This window comes from Pseudodesulfovibrio alkaliphilus (assembly GCF_009729555.1).
GTDB classification, from domain to species: Bacteria; Desulfobacterota; Desulfovibrionia; order Desulfovibrionales; family Desulfovibrionaceae; genus Pseudodesulfovibrio; species Pseudodesulfovibrio alkaliphilus.
The window spans coordinates 239761-257820 of the sequence record NZ_WODC01000003.1 but is presented as its reverse complement, the minus strand read 5'-3'; the positions used below and the strand labels follow the sequence as shown (position 1 = coordinate 257820).

Annotated in this window: 19 protein-coding genes; 8 read left to right on the top strand and 11 right to left on the bottom strand. The window is 62.9% G+C overall.

What is annotated here, in order from left to right:
* Positions 1-34: 34 nt before the first annotated feature.
* The 3 genes from GKC30_RS06665 to GKC30_RS06655 all read right to left on the bottom strand — a co-directional run bounded on the left by GKC30_RS06665 (position 35) and on the right by GKC30_RS06655 (position 3977).
* Positions 35-1195 (bottom strand): AI-2E family transporter, encoded by a 1161-nt coding sequence (locus GKC30_RS06665; protein WP_155933318.1) that lies wholly within the window; start codon positions 1193-1195, stop codon positions 35-37.
* 158 nt (positions 1196-1353) lie between these two features.
* Complete coding sequence (gene htpG / locus GKC30_RS06660; protein WP_155933316.1) at positions 1354-3246, bottom strand: molecular chaperone HtpG; 1893 nt, start codon at positions 3244-3246, stop codon at positions 1354-1356.
* 113 nt (positions 3247-3359) lie between these two features.
* The gene (locus GKC30_RS06655; RefSeq protein WP_155933314.1) at positions 3360-3977 is read right to left on the bottom strand and encodes a MerR family transcriptional regulator; all 618 of its coding nucleotides are present in this window, start codon (positions 3975-3977) and stop codon (positions 3360-3362) included.
* A 306-nt stretch (positions 3978-4283) separates the two neighbouring features.
* On the opposite strand from GKC30_RS06655, the gene GKC30_RS06650 reads away from it, so the two are divergent.
* From GKC30_RS06650 to GKC30_RS14885, 3 genes are all read left to right on the top strand, one after another.
* Complete coding sequence (locus GKC30_RS06650) at positions 4284-4769, top strand: MauE/DoxX family redox-associated membrane protein (protein WP_155933312.1); 486 nt, start codon at positions 4284-4286, stop codon at positions 4767-4769.
* A 171-nt stretch (positions 4770-4940) separates the two neighbouring features.
* Positions 4941-5432, top strand: a complete 492-nt coding sequence (locus GKC30_RS06645; protein WP_155933310.1) for a bactofilin family protein — start codon at positions 4941-4943, stop codon at positions 5430-5432.
* A 12-nt stretch (positions 5433-5444) separates the two neighbouring features.
* On the top strand, positions 5445-5594 hold the full coding sequence (locus tag GKC30_RS14885; RefSeq protein WP_196772831.1) for a hypothetical protein: 150 nt from the start codon (positions 5445-5447) through the stop codon (positions 5592-5594).
* A gap of 1000 nt (positions 5595-6594) precedes the next feature.
* Here GKC30_RS14885 and GKC30_RS06640 read toward each other — a convergent pair.
* The 5 genes from GKC30_RS06640 to hflK all read right to left on the bottom strand — a co-directional run bounded on the left by GKC30_RS06640 (position 6595) and on the right by hflK (position 11550).
* A complete protein-coding gene (locus GKC30_RS06640) occupies positions 6595-7563 on the bottom strand; it encodes a hypothetical protein (protein ID WP_155933308.1) in 969 nt (322 codons plus the stop codon).
* Positions 7564-8442 carry a 3-methyl-2-oxobutanoate hydroxymethyltransferase gene (panB, locus tag GKC30_RS06635; RefSeq protein ID WP_155933306.1) on the bottom strand — a complete coding sequence of 293 codons (879 nt, stop codon included), beginning with the start codon at positions 8440-8442 and terminating at the stop codon, positions 7564-7566.
* A 121-nt stretch (positions 8443-8563) separates the two neighbouring features.
* Positions 8564-9286, bottom strand: coding sequence for a LexA family transcriptional regulator (locus GKC30_RS06630; RefSeq protein ID WP_155933304.1), 723 nt, complete (start codon positions 9284-9286; stop codon positions 8564-8566).
* Between the two features lie 323 nt (positions 9287-9609).
* Positions 9610-10461, bottom strand: coding sequence for a protease modulator HflC (hflC, locus tag GKC30_RS06625; RefSeq protein WP_155933302.1), 852 nt, complete (start codon positions 10459-10461; stop codon positions 9610-9612).
* 12 nt (positions 10462-10473) lie between these two features.
* Positions 10474-11550: an FtsH protease activity modulator HflK gene (gene hflK / locus GKC30_RS06620; RefSeq protein WP_155933300.1), complete on the bottom strand. Its 1077-nt coding sequence runs from the start codon at positions 11548-11550 to the stop codon at positions 10474-10476.
* A gap of 106 nt (positions 11551-11656) precedes the next feature.
* On the opposite strand from hflK, the gene GKC30_RS06615 reads away from it, so the two are divergent.
* The 5 genes from GKC30_RS06615 (at position 11657) to GKC30_RS06595 (ending at position 16793) form a co-directional block, all read left to right on the top strand.
* Positions 11657-13030 (top strand): phosphomannomutase/phosphoglucomutase, encoded by a 1374-nt coding sequence (locus tag GKC30_RS06615; RefSeq protein ID WP_155933298.1) that lies wholly within the window; start codon positions 11657-11659, stop codon positions 13028-13030.
* The gene (locus GKC30_RS06610) at positions 13027-13515 is read left to right on the top strand and encodes a YkgJ family cysteine cluster protein (RefSeq protein WP_155933296.1); all 489 of its coding nucleotides are present in this window, start codon (positions 13027-13029) and stop codon (positions 13513-13515) included. Before GKC30_RS06615 ends, GKC30_RS06610 begins: the two co-directional genes overlap by 4 nt.
* Positions 13512-14603 (top strand): efflux RND transporter periplasmic adaptor subunit, encoded by a 1092-nt coding sequence (locus GKC30_RS06605; RefSeq protein WP_155933294.1) that lies wholly within the window; start codon positions 13512-13514, stop codon positions 14601-14603. The genes GKC30_RS06610 and GKC30_RS06605 overlap by 4 nt, the downstream gene beginning before the upstream one ends.
* A gap of 1 nt (position 14604) precedes the next feature.
* Positions 14605-15327, top strand: a complete 723-nt coding sequence (locus GKC30_RS06600) for an ABC transporter ATP-binding protein (protein ID WP_155933292.1) — start codon at positions 14605-14607, stop codon at positions 15325-15327.
* Between the two features lie 230 nt (positions 15328-15557).
* Entirely contained in the window at positions 15558-16793 is a 1236-nt protein-coding gene (locus GKC30_RS06595; RefSeq protein ID WP_155933290.1) for an ABC transporter permease, read from the top strand.
* A 127-nt stretch (positions 16794-16920) separates the two neighbouring features.
* Here the strand turns inward: GKC30_RS06595 and GKC30_RS06590 are convergent, their stop codons facing one another.
* Genes GKC30_RS06590 through GKC30_RS14980 form a run of 3 tightly spaced genes read right to left on the bottom strand, consistent with a single transcriptional unit; the run spans position 16921 to position 17885 of the window.
* Positions 16921-17313 carry a hypothetical protein gene (locus GKC30_RS06590; RefSeq protein WP_155933288.1) on the bottom strand — a complete coding sequence of 131 codons (393 nt, stop codon included), beginning with the start codon at positions 17311-17313 and terminating at the stop codon, positions 16921-16923.
* Positions 17306-17683, bottom strand: coding sequence for a hypothetical protein (locus tag GKC30_RS06585; protein ID WP_231117069.1), 378 nt, complete (start codon positions 17681-17683; stop codon positions 17306-17308). Before GKC30_RS06585 ends, GKC30_RS06590 begins: the two co-directional genes overlap by 8 nt.
* A gap of 13 nt (positions 17684-17696) precedes the next feature.
* Complete coding sequence (locus tag GKC30_RS14980; RefSeq protein ID WP_231117068.1) at positions 17697-17885, bottom strand: hypothetical protein; 189 nt, start codon at positions 17883-17885, stop codon at positions 17697-17699.
* Between the last annotated feature and the right edge of the window lie 175 nt (positions 17886-18060).

Sequence of the window (18060 nt, the reverse complement as noted above, 5' to 3'; positions counted from 1 at the left end):
TTTTGGCAGGGCCTGGGCGGGCAAGGCGCCGTTGTCAGCCGTGCGTCTCTCCTGTGTCGTCCGGCTGCGGGGTGGGCGGCTGGCCCTTCTCGTCGTCAAGGGGGCGGCGGCCGGCCAGCATGCGGCGGTAGTAGGAGAGGCACAGGCAGGTGGCAGGCAGGGCGATGAGCAGTCCGAGGAATCCGAGCAGTTTGCCCCAGATGGACAGGGAAAGCAGGATGAGCCAGGGCGAGAGGCCCAGGTTTTCACCCTGGATTCTCGGGATGAGTATGATCTCCTGGATGGCCTGGACCACGGCGAAGACGAGCAGCACCAGGACGATGCCGATCCACGGCGGCTGGCCCGCCTCCAGCGAGGAGAGCCCGGCCAGGGCCACGGCGGGAGCGATGCCCAGGGTGCCCAGATACGGGGCGATATTGAGGATGCCGATGAACATGCCGAGCATCACGGCCATGGGCAGACCGATGAGGACAAACCCCACGGACAGGAGCGTCCCCACCAGCAGGGCGATGATCATCTGTCCCCGGAAATACAGACTCATGGTCCGCTCGAATTCCTGCATGAAGGCCGCGGCTCCGGCCCGGTAGCGCTCGGGCAGGTAGTCCTGCCAGCGCTCCCGGATTCTGGCGAAGTCCGCCAGCAGAAAGATCACATAGAGCAGGACCACCCCCAGGCCCAGGACCCAGGCAAAGAGGTCCAGGGTGCGGTAGAGCACGCCCCGGACGCCGGGCAGCAGGGTTCCGGCCACTCGGCGCATGGCCTCCACCGCGCCGTCGCTGGTGAAGAGGGCTCGCACGTTTTCGTCCCCGGCCATGGTACGCACCCAGACCCAGACCTCGTCGGGCAGGTATTCCCTTGCCCGTCTGGCCAGGGCCGCATTGCCCGCCAGATCGGCCAGCACCCGGCCCATGTGGGCGAACTCCGCCGCCACCAGGGGGGAGAGCAGCCAGACCACTCCGGTGGCCACGGCGGCCAGCCCGGCCACGGTGATGGCCACGGCCAGCCAGCGGTTGCGCACGGCGCGTTCCACCCGGCTGGTCAGCGGGTTGAGCAGATACGCCAGGAGCAGGGCCACCACAAAGGGGATGAGCACGCCCGAGAGGTAGCCGAGCATCCAGACAAGGCCTGCCACAAAGGCTGCGCCAAGCAGCATGCGGACCACGCTGTCCAGGGTGTATGGGGTGTCTTTGAGCATGGCGACCTTCCAGGCGGTGGGTGTCTTTCGTCAGTCTCTTCCTATCAGCCCCGGCGGCTTTGGACAAGCCGAGGCAGCCCATTCCGGCGGACACGACAAAGGCCCCGCCGGGCGTATTGAGCCGGGGGGCCTTGTTGTCTGTCGGTCGTTGTCGGCCGTTACTTTCTGGAATCCACGTACCAGCCGCTCGATTTGGTCAGCAGGTCCTGAACCCGGCCCACCAGGGCGTGGGGGTCGGTCAGGTAGCCTTCGAGCAGCAGGGCGGACTCGAAGAGCTGGTTGGCCGCCTGGCCGATGAACGGGTCGTCGGCGTCCTGCTCGAAGATGGTCAGCATGTTGCGCACCAGGGCGTGGTCCGGGTTCACCTCCAGCACCTTCTTCGGGATGGAGGTGTCCTTGCTGATGACGCGCATGATCTTGTCCATGGAGCTGGTGACGTTGCCGTCCGGGTTGGCCAGACACACGGGCGAGCCCGAGAGCCGCCGCGAGACCCTGACCTCGGTGACGGATTCGCCAAGGGCTTCCTTGATGCGGGCCAGCAGCCTGTCCAGGGTCGTTTTCTGGTCGTCGCTGAGGGGGGCGGCCTCTTGGTCCCGTTCCAGGTTCTCGAATCCGTCGAGGGTGGCCATGTCCGCGTGTTCGGCCGCCACCAGGGCGTGGCCGTCGAAGTCGCGCAGGGCGTCCATGACGAACTCGTCGATGGGCTCGAAGAGGTAGAGGACCTCAATGCCCTTCTTGCGGAAGACTTCCAGGTGGGGGGAGAGGCCGAGCGCCTCGCGGCTTGGGCCGTAGGCGTAATAGATTTCCTTTTGCCCCTCCCTGGCCCGGGAAAGGTAGTTGGCAAAGGAGGTCAGCCCCTCGGCGTTTTCACTGGCCGAGGAGTTGAAGCGCACCAGCCGGGCGAATTTGTCCTTGTTCAGAAAATCCATGTATCCGGCCTTGAAGAGAGTGCCGTGGGCGCGCCAGAACTCGGCGTAGCGGTCCGCGTCGTCCCTGGCGATCTTCTCCAGGTTGTCCAGCGCCTGCTTGACCAGGGTGGAGCTGATCTTGCGCAGGAGAAGGTTGTCCTGAAGCGTCTCGCGGGAGATGTTCAGGGGCAGGTCCTCGGTATCGACCACGCCTTTGATGAAGCCGAGATACTCGGGCAGAAGATCCTTGTTCTGCTTCTCGATGAGCACGCGGCGGACATAGAGATCAAGCCCCCTGTTCTCGCGGTTCATGCCAAAGGGATCGTCGCCTGCCTTGGGGATGAACATCAGGGCGTTGAACTGCACGGGCGCGTCCACCGAGGTGTGCAGGGTGTCGAGCGGGTCCTCGGCGTCGTAGGTCAGGAACTTGTAGAACTCGGCGTACTGCTCGCTGGTGATCTGGAACTTGGGCTCGCGCCACAGGGCGGTGACGGTGTTGACCCGCTCGCCGTCCACATGGATGGGGAAATTGATGAAGTTGGAGTGCTTCTTGATGATGGACTTGAGGTGCGCCGCGTTGGCGAATTGCCCGGCCAGATCGTCCTTGAGCCTGACCACGATGCGGGTGCCGCGGGCCACGCCGTCCTCTTCGAGTTCCTGGAGTTTGTAGTCGGTCTTGCCGTCCGAGGTCCAGACCATGGGTTTGGCGCCCGGCTCAATGGAGCGGGTGGTCACTTCCACCTCGTCGGCCACCATGTAGACCGAGTAGAAGCCCACGCCGAAGCGGCCGATGAGGGTATCGAGGGACTCCTTGCCCTCGGTGGCCATTTTCGTCAGCTCGGCCGTTCCCGAGTGGGCGATGGTGCCGATGTTCTTCATCAGCTCGTCGCGGGTCATGCCCACGCCCGTGTCGGTAACGGTGACGGTCTTGGCGTCCTTGTCCGCCTCGATGCGGATTTCAAGGGGGGTGTCGTCCTGCCCGCCTTGGGCGGTGGTCAGGAAACGGACCTTTTCCAGGGCGTCCGAGGCGTTGGAGATGAGCTCCCGCAGGAATATCTCCTTGTTGGTGTAGAGGGAGTGGACCAGGATGTCGAGGAGCTGGCTGACCTCGGCCTTGAACTTGTGGGTGGTTTTCTTGCCCATGCGGTTGTCCTCCGAAACGTGCTGTGCGCGAAGATCCGCCGGGCGTTCGGCCCGGCGGGGACGCGAAAATGATATGTGGGTGGGGCGCTGACGGCGGTCAGCGCCACGCGGAGTTAGGTAGTCACGGAACGGATCTTGTCAAGGAGGTACTTTTCCATCTCGCGGCGGTCCTTGCGCAACCGGACCATCTCGGCCTCCATGATCTTGAGCTTTTCCCTGAGCAGCTCGTTTTCCGCCTTGAGCTGATGGGTTTCCTCCATCTGGGCGGTGATGCGCCGGGCAGCGTCCTCCAGTCCCTGGCGAACCTCGGCCACATCGGCGCCGTTGCCGCAATCGCTCCCGGCCAGTACGCTGCGGACGCCCTCGCCCACGCTCCGCGCGATTTCCAGGCCGATGGCCGCGGCCATTTTCATGGCGGGCTCCATGGCCGATTCCATGGCGCTGGCAGCCATGGCGGGGGGCAGGGAGACGCCCTGTGGCATGGCGTCGGCGTGGAGCGGGTAGTCGTGGGAGAGCTGGTCCATGACATCGCGGGCCGTGTGCCCTTCCTTGAGCAGCCGCGAGATGGTGCCGAAGACCTCGACGGCCTCGGGCCTGAAGCGCTTCTGCCGGCCTCGACCCACGCTGGGCAGGTGCTGTGCAAACCGATTCTTCCAATAGTGGACTGTGGATTCCGGCAGCTCCAGCTCCCTTGCGATCTCGGCCACAGACAGCACCTTCTTGCCGCTCATTGCTTGTTCCCCCTGATGTGTTGCCTTGTTGTTTTTCATTGGAGTACAAAAAAAATCGCGTCATCTCAAGAAAAATCTCTATTTATCTGCTTAATTTCAAAGAGTTTTTCCTCTCTGCGGCGGTTGTGGTTGAAATTCTTGATATTTTCTAGACAATATCGGGATTCTGTTGCTGCGCGGTTGTGGCCGGTTGCATGGCGTTGCAGGTGGTTGCTGGCCGGGGTTGTCGTCGGCAGGGGAATTGCGCACCAGGGGGATTGTCCGTATAACCGAAGCGCCCCTGGGCTAAGGAGGATTCGGCGATTCATGACCAGACAGACGTTGATGACAGGCGCGTATCTCGCGCTCAGGCTCGGCCTGGGAGGCGCGTTCGTGTATGCCGGGGTGCTCAAGCTCATGGACCCCATGGCCTTTGCCGCTGCCATTGACGGCTACGGGCTGGTGAGCTGGAGCACGGCCAAGACCCTGGCCAGGGTGCTGCCCGCAGTGGAAGTGGTCACCGGAGCCGGGCTGGTTTTCGACATCCGCGGGGCGTTGGGGCTGGTTGTGGCACAGTTGTTGGTGTTCATGGGCGTGCTGGCCTGGGCCATGCACCTGGGGCTTGATGTGGACTGCGGCTGCTTCGGCCCGTCAGGGCTTCCGCCGGGGATCACGCCCCCGCCGCCCTCCGATGGCCTTGGCGAGACGGCCAGGGCCATGATCCGCGATGCGGCCATGCTCGCGGCAGGCGGCTTGATCCTTTGGTTGCGGCGGATTCTCGGCGTTCGCCCGCGTCCGCATCGGCGCGGCTAGGCTTTTGCGGGCAACGCCGGAGAGGCCGGGCATGGACAGCCTGGGGCGGCGTGGTTGCGAAAAAGATGTGGCCTTTGGCTCTGGCCGGGGGTATAGAAGAGTCCGGTTGACGCCGATATGATCGGCTCCGAGGGGATGCGCCGCATTCCCCGCACAGCTGTGAGGTGAGCGATGGGCCTTTTTTCGAAAAAAAAGACAGACAACACCGAGCTGAACGCATTCCTGGGCGTTGGCACGGAGTACCGCGGCAAGCTCGACTTTGTGGGCGCCGTACGCATAGACGGCCGTTTCGATGGTGAGATTTCCACCGAGGGCGATCTGGTCCTGGGGCGCAAGGCGCACATCACAGGCACAGTCCGGGTGGGCAGGCTGACCTCGTGCGGCCGTATCGACGGCGATGTGGTGGTCACTGAACACACCGTGCTCGAAGCGACCTCGGTGCTCAACGGCAGTCTGCACACCCCCGTGCTCACGGTGGAGCGCGGAGCAGTCGTGGAGGGTTGTGTGTCCATGAGCGGGAACGCCGGACCTGTCAGAAAAAAAGTGGTGGCAGCCGATTTCGGCGGCAAGGGAGTTTCCGGGAGCGCGGGCCAGCCGGATGCGGAGCCGTCCGTGTCGTCCGGTTCCGTGGCCCGGACCGGCTCCGATGACGCAAGCATCTAAGGAAGGAAGCATATGTTTGAGCTGGTGATTGAACGCAATGGGGTGGAGCTTGTAGTCTATTCTGCCGAGAGCCGGCGTGAGGTGGAGCTGGTGCTCCAGCGTCACATCCGCTCCCTTACGGCAGGCTCCGCTTTTGTCCGCGAGGCCAAGGTCGGCAAGTAAGCGGCGAACCGAGGTTTGCGGGTACTTGACAGGCTGCTTTCGAGCCGGGACAACGCCATGGAAAAGGGCCGCTTGCGCGGCCCTTTTCTGTTTGGGGGTTCACTGGTTGAGGAGGTTAGGATCTGCGTTCAAGGAGGTGTGGTGTATGCTTAAAAAACTCTGGGTCCAGATTGCGGGCGCCGGGCGGTGTGGGGGCTTTTCACCCGGACGGCCACTGGAACCGGAGTCCTGAAGCCAGGCTTGTCTCCCTCGCCTACCCGGATGCCGGAGAAGGCATCCGGGGAGGAGAGGAGGGACCGCCGCAACAAGGCGGCGGTCAGGATGATGAGAATGAATGTTGCTGCGTCGTGCATACACACTCTTAGCATCTCCTGTGCCAAACATTTTTAGGCGTTATTTCAGTATGTTGCAAATTGTTGTTACAGCAACGATTGTGCAATGTGCAGGTTTTTACTCCTGTGGTTGTGCTTTCTTCTGCACTTTGCTTTCGGTTTATCCGCCCCGCCCGGGCAGGCAAAGGAGAAGAGCCGCTTGCGCGGCTCTTCTCGGTTGGGGGGTTCACCATGAGGAGGGGGATGGTGCAGGATGTTTTTGGGGTGTGTTCAGGGCTTTGTGCGCCGGGTGTGCGGCCTTGCCGCCCGGTGTTGCCTGGATGGCCGGCCCGTCACCGGAGCAGGCCGCAGGACTTGGTCGTTGTCCTGCTCTTCCCTTCTGGCGGCTGAAGGCTCTCGGGTGGAGAGCAGCGACCGCTTCAGCAGGAGGGCCATCAGAACGAGAAAGATGAAGGTTGCCGCATTGTTCATGCCCTGGCTTAAGCATGACTCATGCCAAAATTTTATCGATAAATTCTAGCTGGTTAAAGTTTGTTGCTAGTGCAACAGATGTGCATTCTGCACACAAGTGCAAGGCAAGGGTTTTCTTGTGCAATTCTTCGACCGCGGAAAGGCCTGTGCATGGTCAGGACGGCAGGGGGGTGAGGGGTGGGTCTTTTGGGCAGCGGTCAGGCGACCAGGGCATAGACTCCGCCCACCAGAATCAGGCTTGCCGCCCGCAGGGTCTGGTTACAGGCGATGAGCCTGACCGCCATGCGCGGCTTGAAGATGCCTGCGTAATAGGGAAACTGGTGGCGGAAGGCACGCATGGGCGATGAGAGGATGTTGCCGACCATGAGGGCCAGCACGATCTGATACTGGGTCAGTCCGGCGTCGGCGATAAGGGCCCCGGCCACGGCCAGCCCGGCGGTGAATTCCGCGGCCATGTGAAAGGCCACGATGGTCAGCGCCTCGGGGGGGAGGAAGGAGAAAAACCCCACCTGCCCGGCCATGAACTGCTCAAGCCAGGAGAAGAGTCCGGCCTGCTTGAGCAGAAAGAATCCCGCGTAGATGGGTGCCGTGATGTACAGCACCCTGGGCAGACGCTCGAGAAATCGGCGCCATGTCTTGCGCAGGGCCGAGCCCTTGTCGCGCATGGCCTCGGCCTCGTCCAGACGACAGGGAACGCACCCCTCGGGCACGGGCGGCAGCAGGAAGCGGCCGGCAACCACGATGGACACGGTGCGCAGCACGGCGGCCACTGCGGTGAGGCCCACATACACGGCGGCCGTGCTTCCGATGAACGGGGCAGCGATGAAAAAGACCGTGGGCAGATGCAGGAAATAGGTGGGCAGACTGTTGAAGAGGTTGGAAAGCATCAGCTCGCGGTCGCTGATGGTTCCCTTGGCGTGGGCTTCGGAGAGCATGGTGTTGGCCGTGATGCCGGAAAAGAAGGCCATGGAGAAGCTGGCAGCGGACACATCCTTGAGCCGGGCCCGCCGGGCCAGGGGATCGGCCAGCCGTGCGGCGTGGCGCGTCCAGTGCAGCGACTCGATGAGGTTACCCACAAACAGGCCGAGACTGATGAAGAAGGTCAGCCGCATGAGCGGCCAAAGCAGCCCATGCCAGAGCACTGGCCACGACAGGTCAAAGAACATCTATTTCTTCTTCTTGACCTTGAGCTTGCGGACCTGGGCCACCTGGTCCTCGGGCATGTAGAGCGTGTTCTTGTCCCCGGGAAAACGGCCGCGGCGCACATCCTCGCAGTACTGGACCAGAGCCTGACGCGAGGCCTCGCCCAGGTCGGCGTAGCGTCGGACGAACTTGGGGACAAAGCGATCAAAGAGCCCGAGCACATCGTGGTAGACCAGGATCTGGCCGTCGGTGACGCTGCCCGCGCCGATGCCGATGGTGGGGATGTCCACGGCTTCGGTGATCAGCTGGGCGCATTCCACGGGCATGGCCTCAAGGACCACGCAGAAGGCCCCGGCCTCTTCCACGGCCTGGGCGTCGTCGATGAGCGCCCTGGCTGCCTCGACCGACTTGCCCTGGGCCTTGAACCCGCCGAAACGGGCGACGTGCTGCGGGGTCAGGCCCACATGGCCCATGACCGGGATGCCCGCCTCGGTCAGGGCGCGGATCTGGGGAACCACAGCTGTGCCGCCTTCAAGCTTGACCGCCCTGGCCCGGCCCCGGCCCATGAGGCTGTGGGCGGTTTCCATGGCGCGCTCCACCGTGCCGTAGGACATGAAGGGCATGTCGGCCACGAGCAGGGCGCGGGACACGCCCCGGCTGGCGGCCAGGGTGTGGTGGACCATCTCGTCCACGGTCACGGACAGGGTGTCCCTGTGGCCGAGGACCACCATGGCCAGGGAATCGCCCACAAGGACGATGTCCACCCCGGCCGAGTCGGCGATCATGGCCGAGGGGTAGTCGTAGGCGGTGATGCAGCAGATCTTGTCGTCCACGCCTTTGCGGGCCTGGATGTCCGGGGCGGTGACGGGCGACTGGCGTCCGGTGTCGGTGTTGGTATTCATACCAGGACAGTATGGGGCGAGCATGGCCGCGTCAAGGGGACGGGCCAGGGAATGGACAAAAGGAAAACGGGGCCGGACGGAATGCTCGGTCCGGCCCCGAAAGGATCGCGGTTCTTCCGTCTTACATGGGAGCCAGGGTTTGCAGCACCCAGATGACGCGGCCCACGGTGCGCTCGTCCATTTCGGCGGCCGGGATGGTCAGGTCGGTGTATTTGTCGTTGTCCGCCTTGAGCAGGAAGCTGTCGCCCTGCATGAAAACACGGCGAATGGCCAGGCCCTGGTGGGGAAAGTGCACGGCGCAGAGGTCTCCGTCCGGGTGCTCGCGCTGGTCGCGGTCGATGCCCACAAAGGCGCTGCGGCCGATGACCGGCTCCATGGCCGAGGAGTCGACCTTGACCACCTGGAGTTTCGGGCGGCAGAAGGACTCGGGCACGGACAGTTCCTCAACGGGATTGGGTTCCCAGGCGGCGCTTTCCTTGTCGGCTCCGGCCATGGTCGAAACCGGGACCACGCGACCGCGGGAATTCATGCGGCCATAGGGGGCCGGGGTCTCGCGCAGCAGGGTGTCGGCCGGGATCTTGGCCTTGTCGGCGTTGATATAGACCGGCTCCACTCCCTCGGACAGCCAGTCAGGGTCGAGCCCGTGGCTGCGGTAGAGCTTGAGAAACCAGTCGGCCGGGATGGAGCAGCGGCGCTTGGCGTCGGAGATGCTTGACTGCCTGACATCCAGAACCTCTGCCAATTGCACCTGGGTGCGGGCGCCTGTGGCCTTCTTGATCCGCTCCAGCGCTTCCTCGAACCATTTCAATTGGGCCTCGTCACAGTGACGTTTTTTCTTCGGCATGGTGGCTCCTTTGAACCTGTGGCTACATTTGTGTAGCCAGTGACTGTCGCATTCATGCTCCGTCAACCAGGAGCATACTCGTGGTTTCCTAGCCGTGAGAATGATTTTTCTGGATCACTCGGAGATTTTTTGACAGACGGCCTTTGGAGGGTGTGCTGTGGATGAGGAGCTGTCAAAATATCGTGTTGTCGAAAACTTCCCAGGCACTTTGGGAGAATTTCCCGGTATTGTCAAGCCGTGCATATCTGATGGGCAGGACAGTTTCAGGGCACGGCCCGTCTTGGCGCGGGCCGTGCCTTGGTGTGTTCCGAATGTCAGCCGGGTCACCGCATGTGGCGCAGGAACTGGCTCTCGGGGGTCATGATGAAGCGGGTGTTGTCGCCGAAACTCTTGCGATAGGCCTCAAGGCTGCGCATGAAGTCGTAGAAGTCAGGCGCCTTGCCCAGGGCTTCGGCGTAGATGGCCGTGGCTTGCGCGTCGCCGTCGCCTCGGACGATCTCGGCCTCCTTTTCGGCATCGGCCAGGATGATGGCCCGCTGCTTGTCCGCTTCGGCAATGATGCGGGCGGAAGCCTCGCGGCCCTCGGAGCGATACTGCCTGGCCTGGCGCTCGCGCTCGGCCTTCATGCGGCCGTAGATGGCCCGTGCGTTTTCCGGCGGCAGATCGGTGCGCTTGATACGCACATCCACCACCTCGATGCCGTAGGGGCGCAGCAGCTCGCGGGAGCGCTCGGTCACGGCGGTCATGATCTCCAGACGCTTGTGGGAGACCACCTCGATGAGGGTGTAGCGGCCCACAGCCACGCGCAGCTGGGAGCGGATGATGTCGTCCAGCCTCGCCTGGGCGCCCTGGACGCTGCGCACCTTGGTATAGAAGGTGAGCGGGTCGTAGATGCGCCACTTGGTGTAGGAGTCCACGTTCATGTATTTCTTGTCAGCGGTGGTGATCTCCTCGGGCCGGGCGTCAAAGTCAAGGATGCGCGAGTCGAAGAAGACCACGTTCTGGACAACGGGGAGCTTGAAGTGCAGTCCGGGCTCAAGGGCCACGTCGCCCACCGGGCGGCCGAGTTCGAGGACGATGGCCCGCTCGGTCTGGTCCACGGTGAAGACGACCTGGGTCAGACCCAGGGTGGCGACGACAATGAGAGCTATAAGCGCTATGGTGATCGGTTTCATGGTCTCTCCCCCCTATTGCTTGGCCTGGCTGGGTGTGGCCTGCCTGGGCAGCTTGTCCAGGGGCAGGTAGGGGACGGACTTCTTGAGCGCGTCGTCGGCCATGATCAGTTTCTCGACATCCGGGTTCTGGAGGATGGACTCCACGGTTTCGAGGTACAGGCGTCGCCGGGTGATGTCCTTGGCCTTGTTGTACTCGGTGAGCACGGCCAGGAAGCGGGAGGCGTCACCCTGGGAGCGGCGGACCTTGGCCTCGGTATAGGCCTGGGCCTCGTTGACGATGCGGGCTGCCTCGCCTCGCGCCTTGGGCAGGATGTCGCGCTCGTAGGCCTCGGCCTCGTTGACAAAGCGGCTGGAGTCCTCGCGGGCGCTGGCCACGTCCTTGAATGCTTCGATGACCTCGTCGGGCGGATGCACGTTCTGCATCTGCACGGCCACGATGTTGATGCCCGATTCGTAGGAATCGAGAATCTGCTGCATCAGGTCGCGGGTTTCCACCTGGATGTCCTGCTTGCCGGTGGTCAGGGCGTCGTCGATCCTGGAGCGGCCGATGACCTCGCGCATGGCCGACTCGGCCACGTGCACGATGGTCGCCTCGGGCGAGGCCACGTTGAAGAGGTACTCGCGGGCGTCCTTGATCATGAACTGCACCGTGAACTGTACGGAGACGATGTTCTCGTCGCCCGTGAGCATCAGCGCCTCCTCGGGCACCTCGCGGGAGACCCCCTGCTGGAAGTTGCTCTGCAACAGTCCCCGGGCCACGGAGCGGAAGCCGAACTCGAGCCGCTGGATCTGCGTGACCTTGGGGGTGACGGCGCTTTCCACCGGGAAGGGAATGTGGTAGTTCGGCCCGGGTGTGGTGATCCGGTCGAACTCGCCGAACCGTTTGACCACGCCGATCTCGTCCGGCTCTACAATATAGAAGCCGGAGGCGATCCACAGGACGATGAGGAGAGGAACGACGAGTTTCCACCCTGGCACCTTGAAATTCTTGAATTTCTGAAAGTGCTGTTGGAAATCGTCAAATCCCGGCGGCTTGCCGCCCGGGCGACCCTGTTGTTGTTTCTGGAGTTTTTCCCAATCCCAATTCATAATAGAGCAGGAATAGGCATAATCGGGCGCAAGGTCAAGAAGAGTCGGACGGTTCCGCCTGTCGGCCCCTCGGGGCCGGATTGCCGTCAAATCAACGGGGAGACGCATGCTGCCAATCAATAAGGGAATTTTTCGGGCCTACGATATCCGGGGCATTGTGGACGAGGATTTTGACGAGGCGTGGGTGCAGGAGCTTGGCCGTGCCTGCGGGGCATTCTTTGCCCGGCGCGGAGCCGGTCGCGCCCTGGTCGGGCACGATTGCCGGGCAAGCTCGCCCGCCTATCAGCAGGCCATGGCCCGGGGGCTGGCCGCCACCGGCCTGGACGTGCTTTGCCTGGATCAGGTTTCGACCCCGGTTTTTTATTTTGCGGCCCGCCATCTGGGTTTTGACGCAGGGGTGATGATCACCGCCAGCCACAATCCGAGCGAGTACAACGGGTTCAAGGTCTGGAGCGGCCGCTCCACCATCCACGGCCGCGATGTGCTGGTCATCCACGACCTCATGGCCGCGGGCGACTTCCCCTCGGGTTCCGGCATGGTTTCGTTTCACGACATCCTCCCGACCTATGCCGGGGATCTGCTCTCCCGCGTCACCCTGGCCCGGCCGGTGCGGGTGGTGGTGGACGGCGGCAACGGCGCGGCCGGCGACCTGACGGCCGACATTCTCGAAGAGGCCGGGGCCGAGGTCTTCCGGCTCCACTGTACGCCTGACGGTTCGTTTCCCAACCATCACCCGGACCCGGTGGTGGAGGCAAACATGGAAGACCTCAAGGCGGCTGTTGTGGAGTTTGGCGCGGATTTCGGCGTGGGGCTCGACGGCGACGGCGACCGCATCGGCGCCGTGGACGAGACAGGCCGCCTCATGTACGGCGACCAGCTCCTGGCCATCTATGCCCGCGACCTGCTGCGCGAGCTGCCCGGCGCGGGCGTGGTGGCCGATGTCAAGTGCAGCCACCTGCTCTTTCGTGATGTGGAAGCCCACGGCGGCCGCGCCGAGATGTGCGTCACCGGCCATTCCATCGTCAAGGACCGGATGATCGAGACCGGCGCGGCGCTGGGCGGCGAGATGTCGGGCCACATGTTTTTCTTCCACGGCTACCACGGCTTTGACGACGCCACCTTCGGCGCCCTCAGGCTGGCGGCCATCGTCAGCCGGGCCGACCGGCCCCTGTCCGCCTTTCTGGCTGACTGGCCCACGGTCTACAACACCCCGGAAATCCGCATGGATTGCCCCGAGGCCATCAAGTTCGAGGTGGTGGCTCGCGCCCAGGCGTACTTCAAGGCTCGCTACCGGGTCATTGACATGGACGGCGCCCGCGTGGAGTTCGGCGACGGCTGGGGGCTGGTTCGCGCCTCCAACACCCAGGGAGCCCTGGTGTTGCGCTTCGAGGCCGAATCCGCAGCCCGGCTCGAGGAAATCCGCGCCCTCATGGAGCCGCCCGTCCGGGGCTGGATAGCCGAGCTGGGGGGAGAAGATTGAGCGGCCCGAGGGTGTTGCTAGGATTGTTGCGCCGTCTGCGCTCTATCGTCCTGCGCAGCGAGGTGCGGGTGATGGGCCGGTGCGGCGTCTGCGGCCAATGCTGCACCGGCATCCTCCTGCGCGACAGGGGCCGCTGGATCAAGACCGAGCGGGCCTTTCGCAGACTCTGTCAGGACAATCCGCGCTACCGGCGCTTCGAGGTCATTGATCGCGACGAGGCGGGCCACCTCGTGTTCCGCTGCGCCCTGCAGGACGAAGATAATTATTGCACAAGCTATGCGGACCGGCTGCCCTTGTGTAGGGAGTACCCATCGAAGTCCCTCTACTATCAGGGAGTCACCCTGCGTGAGGATTGCGGTTTTTCCTTCAAAGCAACGACGTTTCGTGACATACTCATGCGCCGCAAGAGACGCTCGGTCCCGGAATTCACCGAGGTGTTGCGCCAGGAACTGAACAAGCCCGGGAACAGGAAACAGACGCCATGAAAAAATTCCTCTTCATTCTCGTGACCATACTGATCACAGGCGGCGGCATATGGTTCTTCGCTGGCGGCGCGGCCAAGAAGGAAATCACGGTCATCCGCACCGCCACCGTGGCCCGCGGCGATGTCTCGAGAATTCTCGAGGCCACGGGTATCGTCAAGTCCCAGGTGGGCGCACAGGTCAAGATCGGCGCACGCGCAACCGGCGTCCTCGAATCCGTGTCCGTCAAGGTGGGCGACGCGGTCGGCAAGGGCGACCTCATCGCCACCATCGACAGCCGCGAGCTGCGCTCGCAAATCTCCGAGGCCGAGGCCAATCTGCGCCAGCAGACTGCCAAACTGCGCTATATGGAAACCAACCTGCCCCGCAAGAAAAGCCTGGTCAGCCAGAAGCTCGAGCCCCAGGACTCCCTGGACATCGCCATCCAGGACACAGAAATGGCCCGCCATGCCGTGGCCTCGGCCCAGGCCAGGCTCGACACCCTCAAGGTCCAGCTCTCCTACACCCGCATCCACAGCCCCATCGACGGCGTTGTCAGCCAGGTGGCGGCCCAGGAGGGCGAAACCATCGTCTCCGGCCTTTCCGTCACCAACCTGATCACGGTCATCGATCCCTCGCGCCTGGAAATGTGGATATACATCGACGAGACCGACGTGGGCCGCGTCGCCCACGGCCTGCCCGTGCGCTACACCGTGGACGCCTACCGCGAACGGGTCTTCGAGGGCGAGGTGGACACCATCTATCCCGAGCCGGAAATCCGCGACAACATCGTCTATTACCGGGCCCTGGTGCTGGTCTCGGCCGAACAGGCCGGGTTCCTGCGGCCCGAGATGACCACCCAATGTAAAATCATCGTCGAGACCCGCCGCGATGTCCTCGCCGTGCCCAATACCGCCATCAAGTGGGTGGGCGGCCGCAGGGTCTGTTTCGTGGTGGACGATCCCAGGCGCCCCCCTCGCGAGGTCATGCCCGAACTCGGACTGGTCGGGCTCGAGGCCAGCGAGGTGCTCTCCGGTCTCAGCGAGGGCGACGTGGTCGCCACCCAACTGGTTCTGCCCGCCTCCGGGGCAGGGAAGGGAAGGGGCAACTAGCATGGCGGACACGGCCATCAGCCTTGAAGCCATCACCAAGACGTTCTTCCAGAACGCCGAGAACAAGCCCACGGCCGACGCCCCCGGCATCGAGGTGCTCAAGGGCATCACCCTTGAGGTCCCCAGGGGGGAGTTCATCGCCCTGCAAGGCACCTCGGGCTCGGGCAAATCCACCCTGCTGCACATCATCGGTCTGCTGGACAGGCCCACCTCGGGCATCTACCGCCTGCGGGGCCGCGAAACCTCCGCCCTTGACGACGACCAGCAGTCCGACCTGCGCAACCTGGCGCTGGGTTTCGTCTTCCAGTCCTTTTACCTCATCCCCTACGCCACGGCACTGGAGAACGTGACCCTGCCCGGCCTCTACTCCGGCAAACCGCACCGGGAACTCAGGGAACGCGCCGCCCGCCTGCTGGCGGATGTGGGCCTTGAGGACCGCATGGACTTCAAACCCTCCCGCCTGTCCGGCGGGCAGCAGCAGCGCGTGGCCATGGCCCGCGCCCTGCTCAACGAACCCGACATCATCCTGGCCGACGAACCCACCGGCCAGCTCGACTCCGCCACCTCGGTGGAAATAATGAAGCTCTTCCATACCGTGCACCAGACCGGCAAAACCATCGTCATCGTCACCCACGACGAGGACGTGGCCCGCGAGGCAGACCGCGTCATCAAGCTGCACGACGGCCGCATCGCGGAAGACGTGAGGCGCGGGGCGGCTGGGTGAGGGAGAGGCCTCCGGCGGCCCCTTCCTGGGGACCAGGGCGCTGTCCTGGACCCCAGGCTTGTTTCCGGGCGGGCGCGCCGGAAACGGGGTTTGGGTTAAGAAGTAGCAATTGTTTTGGCATGACGGACGCTTGAACGATCGCCCCCTCCCGCGCACATGCGCCGCCAAAAAATTTCGGAAGGGAGAGGGGTTGGGGGGTTCAGGGGGGAAGGGGAGAGGCACCACACAGCATGAAGGCACTACGATTACACGCGCGGGTGGCGGGCATGGGCTTGGGGGCTGTATGGTCCTTCAAGCTGCGTTCGTTTTTCGTGGTATTGGGCGTGGCGTTTGGCATAGCGAGTCTGACCCTGATCGTCACGGCGGTGGACGGGGCCAACCGCAGGGCCGTGGAGATGGTGGAGATGTTCGGGCCGGACGCGGCGCTGGTCTTTGGCGGCAACGTGATGATGCGTGCCGTGGGTATGCGTACCATGACCCTGAGCCGCGACGACGTCAGGCAGGTGCGCGATTCGCTGCCGGGTGTCAGGGCGGTGCTGCCCATGCGCTCGATGGGGGGGCAGACGGTCAAGGCGGGCGGGCGCAACGCCCAGGACGTGCAGGTGATCGGCACCACAGAGAATTACGCCCTGGCCTGGAACTGGCCGCTGGCCGAGGGCCGAGACCTCACGGCCGAGGACGAGGCGGTCGGGGCCAAGGTGGTGCTCCTTGGCGACAAGCCCAGCAGGGAGCTGTTCGGGGACGAGTCCCCGGTGGGCCGGGTGGTGTTCATCAACAACGTCCCGTATCAGGTGGTGGGCAAGCTGTCCTACCGCGGGGTTGCCACGGGGGGCGGTGGCGACATTGACAGCCGCGTGGTCATTCCGCTGAACACCCTGCTCCAGCGGTACAATCTGGACCGGAACTATTTTCGCGCCTTGCGGGTCAAGTTTTACGAGCCCGAGCACATGGAGGCGCATGTGGAGAACCTGCGCTCGCTGCTGCGCGACCTGCACCGCCTGGAGCCGGGGGCGGACGACGACTTCACCATCCTGACGGCTGACGAGATCTTGAAATTCTTAAGCATGTTCAAGGGCGGGCTGTCCATCTTCCTGGGGGTGACAGCCACCATCGCCATGCTGGTGGGCGGGTTCGTGCTGGCCAACCTGTTTTCCATCAGCGTCAGCGAGCGGGCCGAGGAGATAGGGCTGAAGAAGGCGCTGGGGGCGCGTGGCTCGGCCATCATGTGGCAGTTCCTGGTGGAGGCGTGCGCCCTGACGCTCTTGGGCGGGGTGCTCGGGTTGTTTCTCGGTCTGGGGCTCGGCCAGTTCCTGACGCGCCTGGACATCCTGACCATCCAGTTTTCGTGGAAGGCGTTCTTCCTGGCCCTGGCCGGCTCCCAGGCCGTGGGTCTGATCTTCGGCCTCAAGCCCGCCCGCCAGGCCGCCGGGCTTGACCCCATCCAGGCCCTGCGCGGCGAGGGGTGAGGCGTTTCCTTTCAATTGCGATTCGCGGACCCTCGCCCGCATATCCAGCATCAGCACAAGGTTTTTCAGCCGCTTCAGGTTCTGCAATTCGTTGGATATCTGCCAACGGCTCCCTGTGCGAATCAGCTTATGGAAGATACGATTTCACTTTGTCCGGGCACATCTTCATTGCGGTATCAAGAGCCTCCTCTGGCACTGAGTGCACGACACAGAACCATTCTCCTCCAGAAGGAAACTCGTCCTTTGGGATGACGATAACAGCATATCCCGTTCGCACCGTAATTGAGTCATCATGACAGTTGGCAACAAACTCCTTCAGAGAGGTCTTTGTGACATCCAAATCAACGCATGCCACAAAGACCCTTTTTTCTTTTCCTCCGTCAAGATAATCTCGTCCTTTGCTCACCACGATACTTTCAATATCTTCACAGGAGAGATGAAGGTCGCATGCGAGCGCCTGTATTGTGCAAACGAAAACGAGGAGTAAAGAGAGAGCAACACAGGACATTGTATTAGCCATCCCAATCCTCATAAATGATCGTGTAGTTGACTTGAATGTTGTCAGAACCATGACCCACCAACCGAATTTTCCAGATGACAGGTGCATCCTCATCGCTGGTCAAATTGATCGTGTGCGAGGCTTGAGGTGGACAAGCATAATTCCCTTTGGATTCACCATTAACTTCGAGCCAAACGCCAGTAGTCGCACCGCCCCAGACACCTTTCAGACGAACGAGAACGTGCTTGCCTCCCTTAAACCTGCTCCACTCATGGGTGGATAAAGTGCCATTAATATGTCGCTTGGGTTTTTGCAACGGATGTTTCTTGATTTCGCACTTGCAGTGAGGGTGGGGCCGTTCAGGTTCCTCCATGAATTCCTTGCCAGCCATTGCATGGCATTTCTCACAGGCATTCTGCTTTGGGAACAGTCCAGTAATAGTCCCCTTTGTGGTCGAATTTCCTTGCTTCTCTTGAGGATTGGGCTTTCCTGGCATTTGCCAAGTTCTCTTCCGTCGAGACCCTGACCATCCGCCTGGGCATCCCGTAGATCAGTTGATCGTCACCGATGTGTTGCCCCTGTTTTTCGCTCATGGGCAGTCTCCTTTTCCTTGTGTTGTCTTGGCCCGCGTGGAGCAGGCTTGAATGACGGCTGGATAACACGGGTTTTGGAGAGGAACGGAAAACGGGCGCGGCAGGACAGGAAAGGAGTGCATAGGGCGAAGAAGTCCGCTTGACAGGGGATGCCGGACACGCCGACGCCATCCCC